This window comes from Streptomyces mutabilis, assembly GCF_014649815.1.
GTDB classification, from domain to species: domain Bacteria; phylum Actinomycetota; class Actinomycetes; order Streptomycetales; family Streptomycetaceae; genus Streptomyces; species Streptomyces mutabilis.
Map to the genome: position 1 here is coordinate 28,591 of NZ_BMTT01000021.1, position 19,030 is coordinate 47,620.

Annotated in this window: 1 protein-coding gene (cut by a window edge); it reads left to right on the forward strand. The window is 75.4% G+C overall.

The genetic code is table 11. The features are described from left to right. On the forward strand, nucleotides 1-19,030 hold the 5' portion of the coding sequence (locus tag IE142_RS29745) for a type I polyketide synthase (RefSeq protein WP_229830978.1). The gene runs 8,783 nt beyond the window's last position; the window shows 19,030 of its 27,813 coding nt (coding positions 1-19,030); its start codon is at nucleotides 1-3; its stop codon lies off the right edge, out of view.

Genomic DNA, 19,030 nt, shown 5'->3' on the forward strand with positions numbered 1-19,030 from the left:
ATGGATCGTGCGATGGGCAACGAGCAGCGCCTTCGGGACTACCTGAAGCGGGCGACCGTCGACCTTCGGCGCACCCGGCAGAAGGTGCAGGAACTGGAGGAGGCGGCGTCCGAGCCCATTGCCATCGTCGGCATGGGCTGCCGCTACCCCGGTGACGTGCGCGGCCCCGAGGACCTGTGGGCGATGCTGGAGCGCGGTGGCCACGGCGTGACCGACTTCCCGGCCGACCGGGGCTGGGACCCGGAGGCGCTGGGCACGTCCTCGACGCTGTCCGGTGGCTTCCTGCACGACGCCACCACGTTCGACGCGGACTTCTTCGGGATCTCACCGCGCGAGGCGCTGTCCATGGACCCGCAGCAGCGGGTGCTGCTGGAGACGACCTGGGACGCGCTGGAGCGCGCGGGCATCGACCCGACGGGCCTGAAGGGCAGCCAGACCGGCGTGTTCGTCGGCGCCATGCCGCAGGAGTACCGGGTCGGCCCGGCCGACAACATCGACGGTTTCCGGCTGACCGGCAACACGTCCAGTGTGATCTCGGGCCGTCTGTCATACTGCTTCGGCCTGGTCGGTCCGGCCGTCACCGTGGACACCGCGTGCTCCTCCTCGCTGGTGGCGCTGCACCTCGCGGCCCAGTCGCTGCGGGCGGGGGAGTGCGACCTCGCGCTGGCCGGCGGTGTCACCGTCATGTCGAGCCCGCTCACCTTCGTCGAGTTCTCCAAGCAGGGCGGTCTCGCCGCCGACGGGCACTGCCGTTCCTTCGCCGAGTCCGCGTCCGGCACCGGCTGGGCCGAGGGCGCCGGCGTGCTCGTACTGGAGAAGCTGTCCGATGCACGGCGCAACGGACACGAGATCCTCGCCGTCGTACGCGGCTCGGCCGTCAACCAGGACGGCGCGTCCAACGGCCTGACCGCCCCCAACGGGCCCTCCCAGGTCCGTGTCATCGAGCAGGCCCTGCTCAACGCGCGGCTCTCCGCCGACCAGGTCGACGTGGTGGAGGCGCACGGCACCGGCACCACGCTCGGGGACCCGGTCGAGGCGGAGGCGCTGCTCGCCACCTACGGCCGCAACCGCCCCGCCGACCGTCCGCTGCTGCTCGGCTCGGTGAAGTCCAACATCAGCCACACGCAGGCCGCCGCCGGTGTGGCCGGCGTCATCAAGCTGGTGCTGGCGATGCGGCACGGAATGCTGCCGAAGACACTGCACGTGGACGCACCGACGTCCCATGTCGACTGGTCCAGCGGAGCGCTGGCGCTCGCGACCGAGAACACGCCGTGGCCCGAGGAGGCCGACCGTCCGCGGCGCGCAGCCGTCTCCTCGTTTGGCCTGAGCGGCACGAACGCGCACGCCATCATCGAGCAGGCGCCCGCCGATGCGGACGAACCGCCCGCCGACGAGGACGAAGAGCCTGCCGGCGAGGACGAAGCGCCCGCCGCTGACATCGCGGCCGGCGCCGTGCCGCTGCTGCTGTCCGCGCGCACCCGTGAGGCGCTCGCGGAACAGGCCGCGCGCCTGCTGCCCACGGTGGACTCCGGCGCCCTGGCCGACACCGCCTTCTCGCTCGCGACCACCCGGGCCGCGTTCGAGCACCGCGCCGCCGTCGTGGCGACCGATCACGAGCAGGCCCGGGCCGCGCTGGCGGCGCTGGCCGCCGGCGAGACACCGGCCGGGCTCGTCTCGGGTGTCACACGGGGCAGGCCCAAGCTGGCCGTGGTGTTCACCGGCCAGGGCGCGCAGCGCGCCGGCATGGGCCGCGAGCTGTACGACCGCTTCCCGGTGTTCGCGGCCGCGCTGGACGAGGCGTGCGCGGCGCTGGACGTCCACCTCGACCGCCCGCTGCGCGAGGTCATGTGGGCCAGGACGGCACGCACCCTCAACCGCACGGAGTACGCCCAGCCGGCGCTGTTCGCCGTGGAGGTCGCGCTCTACCGGCTGGTGGAGTCGTGGGGCGTCAAGCCGGACTACCTCGCCGGTCACTCCATCGGCGAGCTGACCGCCGCGCATGTGGCCGGTGTCCTCGACCTAACCGCGGCAGCGGCTCTCGTGGCGGCGCGCGGGCGGCTGATGCAGGCGCTGCCCGCCGGCGGTGTGATGACGTCCGTACGGGCGTCCGAGGCCGAGGTCGCGCCGCTGGTGTCGGAACATGCCGACACCGTGTCGATCGCGGCCGTGAACGGCGCGCGGTCGGTGGTCGTCGCGGGCGAGGCCGACGCGGTCGCCGGGATCGAGGCGGCACTGGCCGAGCGCGGGCACAAGCCGAAGCGGCTGCGCGTGTCGCACGCGTTCCACTCGCCGCTGATGGCCCCGATGCTGGACGACTTCCGCGCGGTCGCCGAGGACCTGGCGTTCCGCGAGCCGCTGCTGCCGGTCGTGTCGACCGTGACCGGCGAGCAGGCGACCGTCGAGCAGCTCACCGGCGCGGACCACTGGACCGACCACGTGCGCCGTCCGGTGCGGTTCCACGACACCGTCGGCTGGCTGCGCGAGCACGGGGTCGGCGCCTTCCTGGAGCTGGGCCCGGACGGAGTGCTCGCCGCGATGGTGCGGGAGGACTTCCCGGACGCCGACGCGGTCGCGACGCTGCGCGGAGCGCAGCCCGAGGACGCCGCCCTCGCGTCCGCGGCCGCGGGGCTGCACGCGCTCGGCGTCCCGCTGCGCTGGGCCGACTACTTCGCCGGCACCGGCGCCCGCCGCGTCGACCTGCCGACGTACGCCTTCCAGCGCCGCCGCTACTGGCCGCGTGACGCCTACGCCTCCCTGGGCGACCTGCGCGCCGCCGGCCTCGGCTCGGCCAACCACCCCCTTCTGGCCGCCGCCGCGTCCCTGGCGGACTCGGACGGCGTGCTGCTCACCGGCCGGCTCTCGATGGCGTCGCACGCATGGCTCGCCGACCACGCCGTCCGCGGCACGGCCGTGCTGCCCGGCACCGCGCTGCTCGAACTCGCGGTGCGCGCCGGGGACGAGGTCGGCTGCGGCCGGATCGAGGAGCTGACGCTCGCCGCCCCGCTGGTCCTGCCCGACCAGGGCGGCGTGCAGGTGCAGCTGTGGATCGGCAGCCCGGACGCCCGCGGCCACCGCACCCTCACGATGTACTCGCGGCCGGATGCGGGCGACGCCTCCGACTCGGGCGAGGACCGCCCGTGGACCCGGCACGCCGATGGCGTGTTGGCCCCCGGCGAGCAGGTCGCCTCGTCCGACTCCACCATGTGGCCGCCGGCCGGGGCGGAGGCGGTCGGCCTGGACGGGTTCTACGAGCGCGCGGCCGAGGCCGGACTGGAGTACGGACCGGCGTTCCGCGGCCTCGCCGCCGCCTGGCGGGTCGGCCCGGACGGCACGGTCGCCGCCGAGGTCGAGCTGTCCGAGGGCGCCGCGGCCGAGGCGTCGTCCTTCGGCATGCATCCGGCGCTGCTGGACGCCGCCCTGCACGCGGTCGCCTTCACCGGTCTCGGCGACGGCACCGCCATGCTGCCGTTCTCGTGGGAGGGTGTGCGCCTGCACGCCGCCGGCGCGACGGCGGCCCGCGTGCTGCTCACGCCGCTCGGCGATGCCGCGGTGTCGATCGAGGTCACGGACGCCGCCGGCGCGCCGCTCCTGTCGGTGGCGTCCCTGGCGTTACGGCGCCTCGGGGACAACGAACGCCTGGCCGCCGAGCCGGGCAGGGACGCGCTGTTCCGGCTGGACTGGGTCCCGGTGTCCGGCGGAACGGTGCCCGCGACCGTCGCCGTCCTGGGGCCGGACGCCCCCGTGCTGCCCGGCGTGGAGGTGCTGGTCGCCGCCGGTGTCGCCGACCTGCCCGGCGCGGTGCCGCCGGTCGTGCTGGCGCCGGTGCCGGTGGGCACGGGCGATCCGGTCGCCGACGCGCACGCGAACGCCGCCTGGGCCCTGGGCATCGCGCAGGACTGGCTCGCGGACGAGCGCTGCGCAGGCTCCCGTCTGCTGTTCCTCACCCGCGACGGCGTGGCCGTGCGGCCAGGGGACACGGTCGACCCGGCCCAGGCGGCCGTGTGGGGCTTCGCGCGGGCGGCCGAGGCGGAGAACCCCGGACTGTTCGGCGCGATCGACGGTGTTTCGGGCCCGGCCCTCGGTACGGGCGAGCCGCAGACGGCGGTGCGGGACGGCGAGGTGTTCGCCGCCCGCCTCGCTCGCGTGCAGTCCGCCGACAGCGGTGCCGCCGACAACGATGCCGTCGACTGGGGCGCCGGTGCCGTCCTGGTCACCGGCGGTACGGGCGGTCTCGGCGCCCTGGTGGCGCGGCACCTCGCCGAGCACCACGGCGTGCGCCACCTGATCCTGGCCAGCCGCCGCGGTGCTGCCGCGGAGGGCGCGGCCGAGGTGGCGGCCGAGATCACCGAGCTGGGTGCGCGGGTGACGTTCGCCGCAGTGGACGCGGCCGACCGGGACGCGCTGGCCGCCGCGCTCGCCGCCGAGGGGCCCGTCACGGGCGTCGTGCACGCCGCTGGCGTCCTCGACGACGGCGTCCTGCCCTCCCTGACGGCCGACCGGTTCGACGCCGTGCTGCGGCCGAAGGCCGACGCGGCCTGGAACCTGCACGAACTGGCCGGCGACGTCTCGGCGTTCGTGGTGTTCTCCTCGCTCGCGGGCGTGGTGGGCGCGGCGGCGCAGACGGCCTACGCGGCTGGCAACGCCTTCCTCGACGCACTGGTCGTGAAGCGGCGCGCGGAGGGCCTGCCGGGCGTGTCGCTGGCCTGGGGGCCGTGGACGCGGGAGACGGGCATGACCCGCTCCCTCGACGCGTCCGGCCTGCGCCGCCTGGCCCGTACCGGCACCTTGCCGCTCTCCGTCGACGACGGACTCGCGCTGTTCGACACGGCGGTCGCCGGCCCCGACGCCGTGGCCGTCCCGGTGCGGCTCGACCTGCCCGCGCTGCGCGCCCGCGACGCGGTGCCGCCCGTGCTGCGCCAACTGGTCCGGCCCCGGGCCCGGCGCGGCACCGCGGCGGGCGTCGCCGTGAGCGGCCTGGCGCAGCGGCTCGCGCGGCTGAGCGCCGTCGAGCGTGCCGACACCGTGCTGGAGCTGGTGCGGGCGCAGGTGGCGTCCGTGCTCGGCCACACCGGCACCGACCGCGTCGACGCCGACCGGACCTTCGCCGACCTCGGCTTCGACTCGCTGACGGCCGTCGAGCTGCGCGGTCAGCTCGCGGCCGCCACCGGGCTGCGGCTGCCGGCCACGCTCATCTTCGACCACCCGACCGTCGGCGCGCTGTCCGCGTACGTGCTGGACGAACTGCTCGGCACCGATGAGCCCGTCGACGCGGTCACCGGTCCGGCGGCCGTCACCGACGACCCGGTCGTCATCGTCGGCATGTCCTGCCGCTACCCGGGCGGGGTCTCCTCGCCGGAGGACCTGTGGCGGCTGGTCAGCGAGGGCGCCGACGCGATATCGGGCTTCCCGACCAACCGCGGCTGGGACCTGGACTCCCTGTTCGACCCGGATCCCGACCGCATCGGCACGTCGTACGCGCGCTCCGGCGGCTTCCTGCACGACGCGGGCGAGTTCGACCCCGCCTTCTTCGGCATGAGCCCCCGCGAGGCGCTCGCCACCGACGCGCAGCAGCGTCTGCTCCTGGAGGCATCGTGGGAGGCCGTCGAGCGGGCCGGCATCCCGCCCGTCTCGCTGCGCGGCAGCCGCACGGGCGTGTTCACCGGCGTCATGTACAGCGACTACGTCCACGCGCTCGGCGGCGGCGAGTTCGAGGGGTACCAGGGCACCGGCACGTCCCCGAGCGTGGCCTCCGGCCGGGTGTCGTACACGCTCGGCCTGGAGGGCCCGGCGGTCAGTGTCGACACGGCCTGCTCGTCCTCGCTGGTGGCGCTGCACCTGGCCGCGCAGTCGCTGCGGGCGGGGGAGTGCTCCCTCGCCCTCGCCGGCGGTGTGACGGTCATGTCGACCCCGACGTCGTTCCTCGAGTTCTCCCGGCAGCGCGGTCTCGCCGCCGACGGCCGGTGCAAGGCCTTCGCGGACGCCGCCGACGGCGTGGCCTGGTCCGAGGGCGTCGGCATCCTCGTGCTGGAGCGCATGTCCGACGCCCGCCGCAACGGGCACGAGATCCTCGCCGTGGTCCGCGGTTCCGCGGTGAACCAGGACGGCGCGTCGAACGGCCTGACCGCGCCGAACGGTCCGTCCCAGCAGCGGGTGATCCGGGCCGCGCTGGCGAACGCCGGGCTGTCGGCGTCCGAGGTGGATGTCGTCGAGGGGCACGGCACCGGCACGGCGCTGGGCGATCCCATCGAGGCACAGGCGTTGCTGGCCACGTACGGCCGCGAGCGCGAGACGCCGCTGCTGCTGGGCTCGGTGAAGTCCAACATCGGCCACACCCAGGCGGCGGCGGGTGTCGCCGGGATCATCAAGATGGTGCTGGCGATGCGGCACGGTGTCGTACCGCGCACCCTGCACGTGGACGCGCCGTCGACGCAGGTCGACTGGGCGGCCGGTGAGGTGCGGCTGCTCACCGAGGAGACGCCGTGGCCGGACTCCGGCCGGCCGCGGCGCGCGGCGGTGTCGTCGTTCGGCTTCAGCGGCACCAACGTGCACACGGTCCTGGAGGCCCCGCCCGCGGTGGTGGAGTCCGCCCCGGAGCCGGTGACCGCTCCGGGTGTCGTACCCGTGCTGGTGTCCGGGCGCGGCCGGGACGCGCTGCGGGCGCAGGCGGAACGGCTGCTGGATTACGTCGACTCGGCTCCTCCGCTGGACCTGGCCTTCTCGCTGGCGACCACCCGTTCGCGGTTCGAGCAGCGGGCGGCGGTGATCGCACCGGACGCCGGGACACTGCGACGGGCGCTGGACGCGCTGGCCGCCGGCCGATCCGACCCGGCGCTGTTCGAGGGCGAGACGGTCCATGGCCGTACGGCCTTCGTGTTCGCGGGTCAGGGCGCCCAGCGGCTGGGCATGGGCCGCGAGCTGTACGCCGGGTTCCCGGTCTTCGCCGAGGCGTTCGACGCGGTGACGGCGGAGCTGGGCGAGGGCGTCCGCGAGGTGATGTGGGGCGAGGACGCGGAGGCGCTGAGCGGGACCGGCTCGGCGCAGCCCGCGTTGTTCGCGCTGGAGGTGGCGCTGTACCGGCTGGTCGAGTCGTGGGGCGTACGGCCCGACTTCCTCGCCGGGCACTCGGTCGGTGAGATCGCGGCGGCGCACGTCGCCGGTGTGCTGTCGTTGAGCGACGCGGCGGCGCTGGTCTCGGCGCGCGGCCGGCTCATGCAGGCACTGCCGGCCGGCGGTGGCATGACGGCGATCGAGGCCGGCGAGGACGAGGTCGCCGCCGAGCTGGCCGAGGGCGTGTCCATCGCGGCGGTGAACGGTCCGCGGTCGGTCGTCGTGGCCGGTGGGCTCGACGCGCTCGCCCGGATCGAGTCGGTGTTCCGCGAGCGGGGCTGCCGCACGAAGGCGCTGCGGGTGTCGCACGCGTTCCACTCGCCGCTGATGGATCCGATGCTGGACGAGTTCCGGACCGTGGTCGAGGGCCTGTCCTTCGGCGAGGCGCGGATTCCGGTGGTGTCCACCGTGACCGGCGCCGTCGCCGGGGACGAGCTGGCCACGCCGGAGTACTGGGTCCGGCACGTCCGGGAGGCGGTGCGGTTCGCCGACGGCGTGCGGACCCTCGTGGAGCGTGGCGTACGCGCCTTCGTCGAACTGGGGCCGGACGGCACCCTCTCCGCGATGGTCGAGGACAACGCCGCCGATGCCGCCGCCGTCGCCATGCTGCGGGGCGAGAGGGACGAGGAGCGCGCCGCCGTCACCGCGCTGGCGCGGCTCAACACGCTCGGCCTGGCCGTCGACTGGGCCGCCTTCTTCGCCGGCACCGGCGCGCGCCGCGTCGACCTGCCGACCTATGCGTTCTCCTACGAGTTCTACTGGCCCGAGGCTCATACGGAGCTGCCCGGCGACCCCGCGGACGACCGGCTGTGGGCGGCCGTCGACGAGGGCGACGCCGCCGGGCTCGCCGAACTCCTCGGCCTCGGCGACGACCAGCGCGGCTCGCTGGACGCGCTGCTGCCCGCGCTGTCGTCGTGGCACCGGGAGCGGCACGAGCGGGCCAGGCTCGACACCTGGCGCTACCGCGTCGACTGGGCCCCCTTGGAGGAGCGCGCGGCGACGCTGACGGGCACCTGGCTGCTCGTCAGCACGACCGAGCACGCCGATGTCACCGATGTCGCCGAGGCGCTGCGTGCGAACGGCGCCGAGGTCCGCACCCTGGTGGTGACCGACACCGATCGTGCCGCGCTCGCCGCCCGGCTCACCGAGGCCGGTGCCCCCACGGGTGTGGTGTGGGTGCCGCCGGCCGAGGAGGAGCCGGAGACGTTCCCGCTCGGGCTGGCCCTGACCGTCACGCTCGCGCAGGCGCTCGGCGACGCCGGTATCACCGCCCCCCTGTGGGTCCTCACGCGTGGAGCGGTGTCGACGGGTCCCAGCGACCTGGTGACCCGCCCGTCGCAGGCCGCCGCGTGGGGCCTCGGCCGCAGCGTCGCGCTGGAGCACCCGGACCGCTGGGGCGGCCTGATCGATCTGCCCGAGACGGTGCACGACCGGGCCGCACACCACCTCGCCGCCACCCTGGCCGGGACCGACGGCGAGGACCAGGTCGCGATCCGGTCGGCCGGTCGCAGCGGCCGGCGTCTCGTCCGGTACACCGCTCCCGTACCCGCCGGTGAGTTCACCGCGCGCGGGACCGTGCTCGTCACCGGGGGCACCGGTGGCCTCGGCGGCGAGGTCGCGCGCTGGCTCGCCCGCTCCGGTGCCGCCGAGCTCGTACTGACCAGCAGGCGCGGCCCCGACGCGCCCGGAGCCGACGAGCTCCGCGCCGAGCTGGAGGAACTGGGCGCCCGCGTCGAGATCGTCGCCTGCGACGTGGCCGACCGGGCCGCGCTGGCCGCAGTGCTCGCCGAGCACCCGGTGTCCGGCGTGGTGCACACCGCGGGTGTCAGCGACATGAAGGCGCTCGCGGACACCGGCCTCGCCGAGTTCGAGACCGTGCTGTCGGCGAAGGTGGCCGGCGCCCTCAACCTCGACGCCCTGGTCGGGGACGTGGACTTCTTCGTGCTGTTCGGCTCCGTCGCCGGCACGATCGGCAGCGGCAGCCAGGCGTCCTACAGCGCCGCCAACGCCTACCTCGACGCCATCGCCGAGACCCGTGCCGCACGCGGCCTGGCCGCCACGTCCGTGGCGTGGGGACCGTGGGCCGAGGCCGGCATGGCGACCGACGACGCCATGACCGCGAACCTGCTGCGGCAGGGCCTGCGGTTCATTGCACCGGCCGCCGGCATCACCGAGCTCCGCAACGCCGTCGTGCGCGGCGACACCACCGTAACCGTCGCCGACGTGGACTGGACGCGCTACGCGCCGGTCTTCACCGCCTCCCGCCCGAGCCCCCTGCTCGCGGCGCTGCCGGAGGCGGCGGCACAGGCCGAGGCCGAGGACGCGAGCGGCCGCACGGAGTTCGTCGCCCGCCTGGCCGCACTCCCCGCCGAGCAGCGGGAGCGGCAGCTCGTCGACCTCGTCCGCACCGAGGCGGCCGCCGTGCTCGGTCACGACTCCGTGGACGGCGTGCCGGAGCAGCGGGCCTTCCGCGACGGCGGATTCGACTCGCTGACCGCCGTCGAACTGCGCAAGCGCCTCAGCCGCGTCACCGGCCACGCGCTGCCCAGCACCATGGTGTTCGACTACCCGACGCCCTCGGCACTGGCTCGCTTCCTGGCCGAGGAGCTGCTCGACACCGGTGGTGCCACCGCGCAGGTGACCGCCGCGACCGGCGCCCTCGACGAGCCCATCGCGATCGTCGGCATGGCCTGCCGGTTCCCCGGCGGCGCCGGCACGCCCGAGCAGTTCTGGGCCCTCGTCGAGGACGGCGTCGACGCCAGCAGCGAATGGCCCGTGGACCGTGGCTGGGACGCGGCCGCGCTGTACGACGCGGGCCCGGCCAGGCCCCACACCACCTACACCACGCGCGGCGGCTTCCTGCACGACGCCGGCGACTTCGACCCGGCGTTCTTCGGCATCTCGCCGCGTGAGGCCCTGTCCATGGACCCGCAGCAGCGCCTGCTGCTGGAGACCTCGTGGGAGGCGCTGGAGCGGGCCGGCATCGACCCGGCCGCGCTGCGCGGAACCATGACCGGCACCTTCGTCGGCTCCAGCTTCCAGGAGTACGGCGCCCAGCACGTCGAGGACCTGGAGGCGCACGTCGTCACCAGCACCATCCCGAGCGTGCTGTCCGGCCGCCTCGCCTACGTGTTCGGGCTGGAGGGCCCGGCGGTCACCGTGGACACCGCCTGCTCCTCCTCGCTGGTCGCCATGCACCTGGCCTGCCAGTCGCTGCGCAACGGCGAGACGACGCTGGCGCTCGCCGGCGGCGCGACCGTGATGCCGAACCCCGGGCCGTTCACGGCGTTCAGCCGGCAGCGGGCGCTCGCCCACGACGGCCGGTCCAAGGCGTTCGCGGAAGGCGCGGACGGCATGGCGCTCGGCGAGGGCGTCGGCATGGTGCTGCTGGAGAAGCTGTCCGACGCGCAGGCCAACGGCCATCCGGTGCTCGCGGTGATCCGCGGCTCCGCGGTCAACCAGGACGGCGCGTCCAACGGCCTGAGCGCGCCGAACGGGCCCTCGCAGCAGCGGGTCATCCGGCAGGCGCTGGCCAACGCGCGGCTGGCGCCGTCCGACGTGGACGTCGTGGAGGCGCACGGCACCGGCACCGCTCTGGGCGACCCGATCGAGACCCAGGCGCTGCAGGCCACCTACGGTGTGGACCGGGACCCGGAGCGGCCGCTGCTGCTCGGCTCCGTGAAGTCCAACATCGGCCACACGCAGTCCGCCGCGGGCGTCGCCAGTGTCATGAAGATGGTGCTGGCCCTGCAGAACCGCGTGCTGCCGCCCACGCTGCACGCGGGGACGCCGTCCTCGCACATCGACTGGAGCGCCGGCACCGTCCAGCTGCTGCAGGAGGCCCGGCCGTGGGAGCCGGGGGAGCGGGTGCGCCGCGCCGCCGTGTCGTCGTTCGGCATCAGCGGCACCAACGTCCACGTCGTGCTGGAGGAACCGCCGGCCGCGCCCGCACCGGCCGAGCGCACGGCCGTGCCCGTCCCGGCCGTACTGCCGCTCGTGCTGTCGGCGCGGTCCGCGCCCGCGCTGCGTGACCAGGCCGCCCGCCTGGCCGGCCTGGACGCGGACCCGGTCGACCTCGGCTACTCGCTGGTGACCTCGCGGTCGCTGTTCGAGCACCGGGCCGTGGTCGTCGACCGCGACGCCTTGGACGGCTACGCCCGTGGCGAGGCGTCGCGCGAGGTGGTCGAGGGCGTGGCGGACGTCGAGGGCCGGACCGTGTTCGTGTTCCCGGGCCAGGGCTCGCAGTGGGTCGGTATGGGAGCGCAACTGCTCGACGAGTCCCCGGTGTTCGCGGAGCACATCAACGAGTGCGCCGTGGCGCTGTCGGAGTTCACGGACTGGTCCCTGCTGGACGTGCTGCGGCAGGCCGAGGGCGCGCCGGGCCTGGAACGCGTCGACGTCGTGCAGCCCGTGACCTTCGCGGTGATGGTGGCGCTGGCGGCACTGTGGCGGTCGCAGGGCGTGCACCCGGACGCCGTGGTGGGCCACTCCCAGGGTGAGATCGCCGCGTCGGTGGTCGCCGGCGTGCTTTCCCTCCGGGACGGTGCCCGCGTGGTCGCCCTGCGCAGTCAGGTGATCGCGCGGCGGCTGGCGGGCAGGGGCGGCATGATGTCGGTGCCGTTGCCCGCGGACCGCGTCGAGCCGCTGCTGCCCACCGACGGTTCCGTGCAGCTCGCGGCCGTCAACGGGCCGGGTTCGGTGGTCGTGGCCGGTGTTCCCGCCGCGCTGGACACGCTGTTCGACACGCTGACCGCGGACGGCGTCCGCGTGCGGAAGATCGCCGTGGACTACGCCTCGCATTCCGCCCAGGTCGAGGACATCCAGGACGAGCTGCTCGAACTCCTCGCCCCGATCCTGCCGCGGACCGCCGAGGTGCCGTTCTACTCGACCGTGACGAGCGAGTGGCTCGACACCACGGTCATGGACGCCGGCTACTGGTACCGCAACCTGCGCGGCACCGTGAACTTCGGCCCGGCCGTCACCGCCCTGCTCGGCGAGGGCCACCGCGCGTTCATCGAGTGCAGCCCGCACCCGGTGCTGCGGGTGGGGATCACCGAGGCGGTCGACGCGGCCGGCGTGCGGGCCGTGGTGACCGGCACGCTGCGCCGCGACAAGGGCGGCCTGGACCGCGTCCTCACCTCGTTCGCTGAGGCGTTCGTGCGGGGCGTCGACGTGGACTGGGCCGCGCTGTACGAGGGTGGCCGCCGGATCGACCTGCCCACCTACCCCTTCCAGCACGAACGCCTGTGGATTCCGGTGCCGCCACCCGCGGTGGCCGATGGCACGGACCCGGTCGAGGCGGACTTCTGGCAGGCCGTCGAGAGCGGCGACCTGGCCTCGCTCACCACCGACCTCGCCGTGGACGAGGACGCTCTCGCGGCGGTGCTGCCCGGGCTGTCGGCCTGGCGCGGCCGCCGCCGTGAGGAGTCCACCGTGGACGCCTGGCGGTACCGCGTGTCGTGGACGCCGGTGAGCACGGGCACCGCGAGGCTGACCGGACGCTGGCTCGTGGTCACCGCGGACGGCGTCGCCGCCGAGGACGTGGTCTCCGCGCTGGCCGCACACGGTGCCACGCCGGAGCGGCTCGTCCTCGACGCCGCCTGCGCCGACCGGGCCGTGGTCGCCGGGCGCCTCGAAGGATTCGACGACGTCACGGGAGTGGTGTCGCTGGTGGCGGGTGCCGAGCGCCCGCTCGAGGGCCGCTCCGCGCTGACCGAGGGCCTCGCGCTGACCGTGACGCTCGTACAGGCCCTCGGCGACGCCGGGATCGACGCCCGGCTGTGGTTCCTCACCCGTGCCGCCGTGTCGACGGGCCGTGCCGACGAAGTCCTCAACCCCGGCCAGGCGCAGGTGCTCGGCGTCGGCTGGACCGCCGCGCTCGAGCACGCGCAGCGGATCGGCGGCACCGTGGACCTGCCGGTCGAACTGGACGCCCGCGCGGCGGGCCGGCTCGCCGCCGTGCTGTCCGGCGCGACGGGAGAGGACCAGCTCGCCGTGCGTGCCGCCGGCACGCTGGCGCGGCGGATCGTCCGTGCGCCGAAGACCGCCGACGGCGAGGGCTGGATCGCCCGCGGCACCGTCCTGGTCACCGGCGGCACCGGCACCCTGGCCCCGCACCTCGCCCGCTGGCTCGCGGAGCAGGGCGCGGAGCGGATCGTGCTCACGAGCCGCCGCGGCCCGGCCGCGCCCGGCGCGGCCGACCTGGTCGCGGAGCTGACCGAGCGCGGTGCCGCCGCCGAGGTCGTGGCCTGCGACATCACCGACCGCGACGCCGTGGCCGCCCTGCTGGACCGGCTGCGTGCGGACGGGCCGCCGCTGCGGACCGTGGTGCACACGGCCGCCGTGATCGGGCTCCACACCCTCGCCGACACCACCCTCGACCAGTTCGAGCGGGTGCTGGACGCGAAGGTGACCGGTGCCCGCATCCTCGACGAGCTGCTCGCCGAGGACGAGCTCGACGACTTCGTGCTGTACTCGTCCACCGCGGGCATGTGGGGCTCCGGCACGCACGCCGCGTACGTCGCGGGCAACGCGTACCTGCACGCGCTGGCCGCGCGCCGCCGCGCCCGCGGACTGCCCGCGAAGTCCCTGTCGTGGGGCATCTGGGCGGACGACATGAAGCTCGGCCGGGTCGACCCGGAGCAGATCCTGCGCAGCGGTCTCGTGTTCATGGAGCCGCCGCTCGCGCTGGCGGCACTGCGCAACGCCCTCGACGGGGACGACACCGCACTCGCGATCGCCGACATCGACTGGGGCCGCTACCACGAGGTGTTCACCGCCACCCGGCCGACGACGCTGTTCGACGAGATCCCCGAGGTCAAGGCGCTCACCGAGGTCCGGGAGCAGGAGACCACCACCGGCGGTGCCGACGGCGAGTTCGCCGCCCGGCTGCGGACGCTGCCCGCCGCGGAGCGGCAGCGCACACTGCTGGACCTGGTGCGCGGCTTGGCCGCCACCGTGCTCGGCTACGCCTCCGGCGACGCGCTCGGCGAGCAGCGGGCGTTCCGCGACGCCGGCTTCGACTCCGTGACGGCGATCGACCTGCGGACCCGGATCGCCGACGCGACCGGCCTCACGCTGCCCAGCACCATCGTCTTCGACTACCCGAACCCGGTCGCGCTGACCGAGTTCCTGCTGTCGGAGATCGCCGGCGACACGCCGGCGGCCACGGGCACCGCCGCCGCGGCGGCCGCGCTCGACGAGCCCATCGCCGTCATCGGCATGAGCTGCCGCTACCCGGGCGGGGCCAACTCGCCCGAGGAGCTGTGGCGGCTGGTCACCGAGGGCGTCGACGCGATCAGCGGCTTCCCCGCGGACCGCGGCTGGCACGCGGACGAGCTGTACGACCCCGACCCCGACCGCGCCGGCAGGACGTACTCGCTGCAGGGCGGCTTTCTGCGGGACGCCGCGGAGTTCGACGCGGACTTCTTCGGCATCTCGCCGCGTGAGGCGCTGGCCATGGACCCGCAGCAGCGGCTGCTGCTGGAGACGGCGTGGGAGGTCTTCGAACGGGCCGGACTCGACCCGCGCGCCCTGCACGGCAGCCTCACCGGCACGTTCATCGGCGCCAGCTACCAGGACTACACGGCGTCTGTGTCGCGCACCGCGGACAGCTCCGAGGGCCACATGGTCACCGGCTCGCTGGGCAGCATCCTCTCCGGCCGCCTGGCGTACCTGCTCGGCCTGGAGGGTCCCGCCGTCACGCTGGACACCGCCTGCTCGTCGTCGCTGGTGGCGATCCACCTCGCCGCGCAGTCGCTGCGCAACGGGGAGAGCACGATGGCGCTGGCCGGCGGCGTGAGCATCATGTCCAACCCGGGCGCGTTCATCGGGTTCTCCCGGCAGCGGGCGCTCGCCGTGGACGGGCGCTGCAAGGCGTACTCCGACGACGCCGACGGCATGACCCTGGCCGAGGGCGTCGGCGTGGTGCTGCTGGAGAAGCTGTCCGACGCGCAGGCCAACGGGCACCGGGTGCTCGCCGTGCTCAAGGGCTCGGCGGTGAACCAGGACGGCGCGTCCAACGGCCTGACCGCGCCGAACGGGCCCTCGCAGCAGCGGGTCATCCGCGCGGCCCTGGCCAACGCCCGGCTGACGGCGTCCGACGTCGACGCGATCGAGGGCCACGGCACCGGCACCGCGCTCGGCGACCCGATCGAGGCGCAGGCGCTGTTCGGAACCTACGGCCGGGACCGCGACCCGGAGCGGCCGCTGCTGCTCGGCTCCGTGAAGTCCAACATCGGCCACACCCAGATGGCCTCCGGCGTGGCCAGCGTGATCAAGCTTGTGGTGGCCCTGCAGCAGGGCGTACTGCCGCGGACCCTGCACGCGGAAACGCCGTCCACGCACGTCGACTGGTCCAGCGGTGCCGTCAGCCTGCTCACCGAGCAGGTGCCGTGGCCGGAGACGGGCCGGCCGCGCCGCGCCGCCGTGTCGTCGTTCGGGCTCAGCGGCACGAACGTGCACGCGATCCTGGAGCAGGCGCCGGTCGCGGAGGAGCCGGCCGCGCCGCGCGTCGACGGCGCGCTGCCGTTCGTCCTGTCCGCACGGACCGACGCCGCGCTGCGGGCGCAGGCCGGGCGGCTGCTCGACCTCCTGCGCACCCGGCCCGACACGCACCCGGCCGACCTCGCGTACTCGCTGGCGACCGGCCGCTCGGCGTTCGAGCGGCGCGCTGCCGTCGTCGCGACGGACCTGGCCGAGCTGGGCAGCGGCCTGACATCGCTGCGGGACGGAGCGCCGGGCGCGGGTGTGGTGCGCGGCTCGGCGGAACGGGGCGGCCTGGCCGTGCTGTTCACCGGCCAGGGCGCGCAGCGCAGCGGCATGGGCCGCGAACTGTACGAGCGCTTCCCGGTGTTCGCCGACGCCCTCGACGAGGTGCTGCTGCACCTCGACAGCGAGCTGGACCGCCCGCTGCGGGACGTGATGTGGGCCGACGACACCACGGAACTGGACCGCACCGGCTACACCCAGCCCGCGCTGTTCGCCGTGGAGGTGGCCCTCTACCGGCTCGTGGAGTCCTGGGGCGTACGGCCGGACCACCTCGCCGGCCACTCGGTCGGCGAACTCGCCGCCGCGCACGTCGCCGGCGTGCTGTCGCTGGTCGACGCCACGAAGCTGGTCGCCGCGCGCGGACGGCTGATGCAGGCGCTGCCCGAGGGCGGCGCGATGGTCTCCGTACGGGCGTCCGAGGCGGTCGTCGCGCCGCGCCTCGACGAGCGGCGCGTGTCCATCGCCGCGGTCAACGGCCCGGAGTCCGTGGTGATCGCCGGCGACGAGGACGTGGTGCTGGCGCTGGCCGAGGGCTTCGAGGCCGACGGACACCGTACGCGGCGGCTGCGGGTGAGCCATGCCTTCCACTCGCCGCGCATGGACGCGGTGCTCGACGACTTCCGCCGGGTCGCGGCGACCCTGACGTACCAGGCGCCGCGCATCCCGATCCTGTCCAACGTGACCGGCGAGCCGGTCACCGCCGAGCAGGTCTGCGACCCCGAGTACTGGGTGCGGCACGTGCGCGCCGCGGTGCGGTTCGCCGACGGCGTCACCTGGCTGGCCGGACACGGCGTACGCGCCTTCCTGGAGCTCGGCCCGGACGCGGTGCTGACCGGCATGGCGCAGGAGAGCCTGCCCGAGGACGGCGTCGCGGTGGTGGCCTCGCAGCGGCGCGACCGCTCCGAGACCGCCGCCGTCGCCGCGGCGGTCGCGGCCCTGCACGCGCACGGCGTCTTCGTCGACTGGACGGCGTTCTTCGCGGACAGCGGTGCCCGCCGGATCGACGTGCCGACCTACGCGTTCCAGCACGAGCGCTTCTGGCCGGAGCCGGACGCCGACCCGGCGCTGCGGCCCGGCGACACCGTCGACGCCGCGTTCTGGGCGGCCGTGGAGCAGGCGGACGTCGACTCCCTCGCCACCGACCTCGGCCTGCCCGCCGGCACCGTCTCGGCGATGGTGCCCGCGCTGTCGGCCTGGCGGCGCCGCCGCGACGAGGAGTCCGCCGTGGACTCCCTGCGCTACCGCGTCGTCTGGGCCCCGGTGCCCGGCGGCGCCACGTCGCCCGGGGGCACCTGGCTGGTGCTCGCGCCCGGCGACTCGGAGTGGGTGACCGCGGCCGTCGGCGGGCTCGTCGCCGCCGGGGTGCACACCGTCCGGCTCGACGTCACGGAGCCCGACCGGGCCGCGCTCGCCGACGCGCTGCGCGACCAGGCCGCCGGCGGCGGCTTCGCGGGCGTGGTGTCGCTGCTGTCGGCCGCCGCGCCCGGCGACGGCGAGGTGCCCGCGGGCCTGGCGCTGACCACCGTCGCCGTGCAGGCGCTCGGCGACGCCGGGATCACCGCGCCCCTGTGGTGCGTCACGCGTGCCGCCGTCGCCGTGGACGGCACGGAGATCCCCGACCCCGACCAGGCCGCGGTGTGGGGCCTCGGCCGGGTGGCCGCGCTGGAACAGCCCGCCACCTGGGGCGGTCTGATCGACCTGCCGACACGACTCGACGCCGTCACCACACAGCGGCTGGGCGGCGTCCTGGCCGGGGACGGCGAGGACCAGGTCGCCGTGCGCGCGGCGGGCGCGTTCGCCCGCCGGCTCGCCCACGCCGCCCCCGGCGCGGGCCGGCCGTACAGCCCGCGCGGCACCGTGCTCATCACGGGCGGCACCGGCGGCATCGCCGGGCACGTCGCCCGCTGGCTGGCCGGGGCCGGCGCCGAGCACCTCGTACTGACGAGCCGGCGCGGCCCGGAGGCACCCGGTGCCGCGGAACTCGCCGAGGAACTGCAGGAGCTCGGCGCGCGGGTCACCGTCGCCGCGTGCGACGCCGGCGACCGCGAGGCGCTGGCCGCGCTGCTCGCCGACGTCACGCCGACCGCGGTCTTCCACACCGCGGGCGTGCTGGCCGACGGCGTGCTGGACGCGCTCACACCGGAGTCGTTCGCGACCGTGCTGCACGCCAAGGCGACGGCGGCCCGGAACCTGGACGAGCTCACGGCGGGGCTGGAACTCGACGCGTTCGTGCTGTTCTCGTCCACCACCGGCACCATCGGCGCGCCGGGGCAGGCGAACTACGCCGCCGCGAACGCCTGGCTGGACGCCTTCGCCGAGTGGCGGCGGGCGCAGGGGCGGGCCGCGACCTCGATCGCCTGGGGCCCGTGGGCCGACGCGGGCATGGTCGCCGACGGCGAACTGGCCGCCCGGGTGCGGCGCGGCGGGTTCGAGCCGCTGCGCCCGCAGACGGGTGTCGGCGCGCTGCGCCGGGCCGTCGAGCTGGACGACGTGGCGGTGGCCGTCGCCGATGTCGACTGGGCGACGTTCGTGCCCGCGTTCGCCCTCATGCGGCCCACCCGGCTGGTCGAGGACCTGCCGGCGGTCAGGGCGCTGCGCACGGGCCCGGCCGTCGAGCGGCCGTCCGAGTCTGGCCTGCGCGCGGACCTGCTGGGCCACAAGGAGAGCGACCGCAAGAAGGTGCTGCTGGAGCTGGTACGGGCGCAGATCGCCGCCGTGCTCGGGCACTCCGACGCGGGCCGGATCGAGCACGACCGCGCGTTCCGGGACCTGGGCTTCGACTCGGTGACGACGCTGGAGCTGCGCAACGGCCTGGCCGCGGCGACCGGCACCACGCTGCCCGCGTCGCTCGTCTTCGACCACCCGACGCCGACGGAGCTGGTGGACTTCCTGCTCGCCGAGATCCTCGGGACCGCGGAGGTGCCGGCGGCCGTGGTCGCGACGCGCCCCGTGGACGACGAACCGATCGCCATCGTCGGCATGGCCTGCCGCTTCCCGGGCGGCGTCGACTCGCCCGAGGAGCTGTGGGAGCTCGTCGCCGGCGGCGGGGACGGCATCGGAGCCTTCCCCACGGACCGCGGCTGGGACCTGGCCGCCCTCGCGGCGGGCGCGTCGGCCACCATGGAGGGCGGCTTCCTGGAGGGCGTCGCCGACT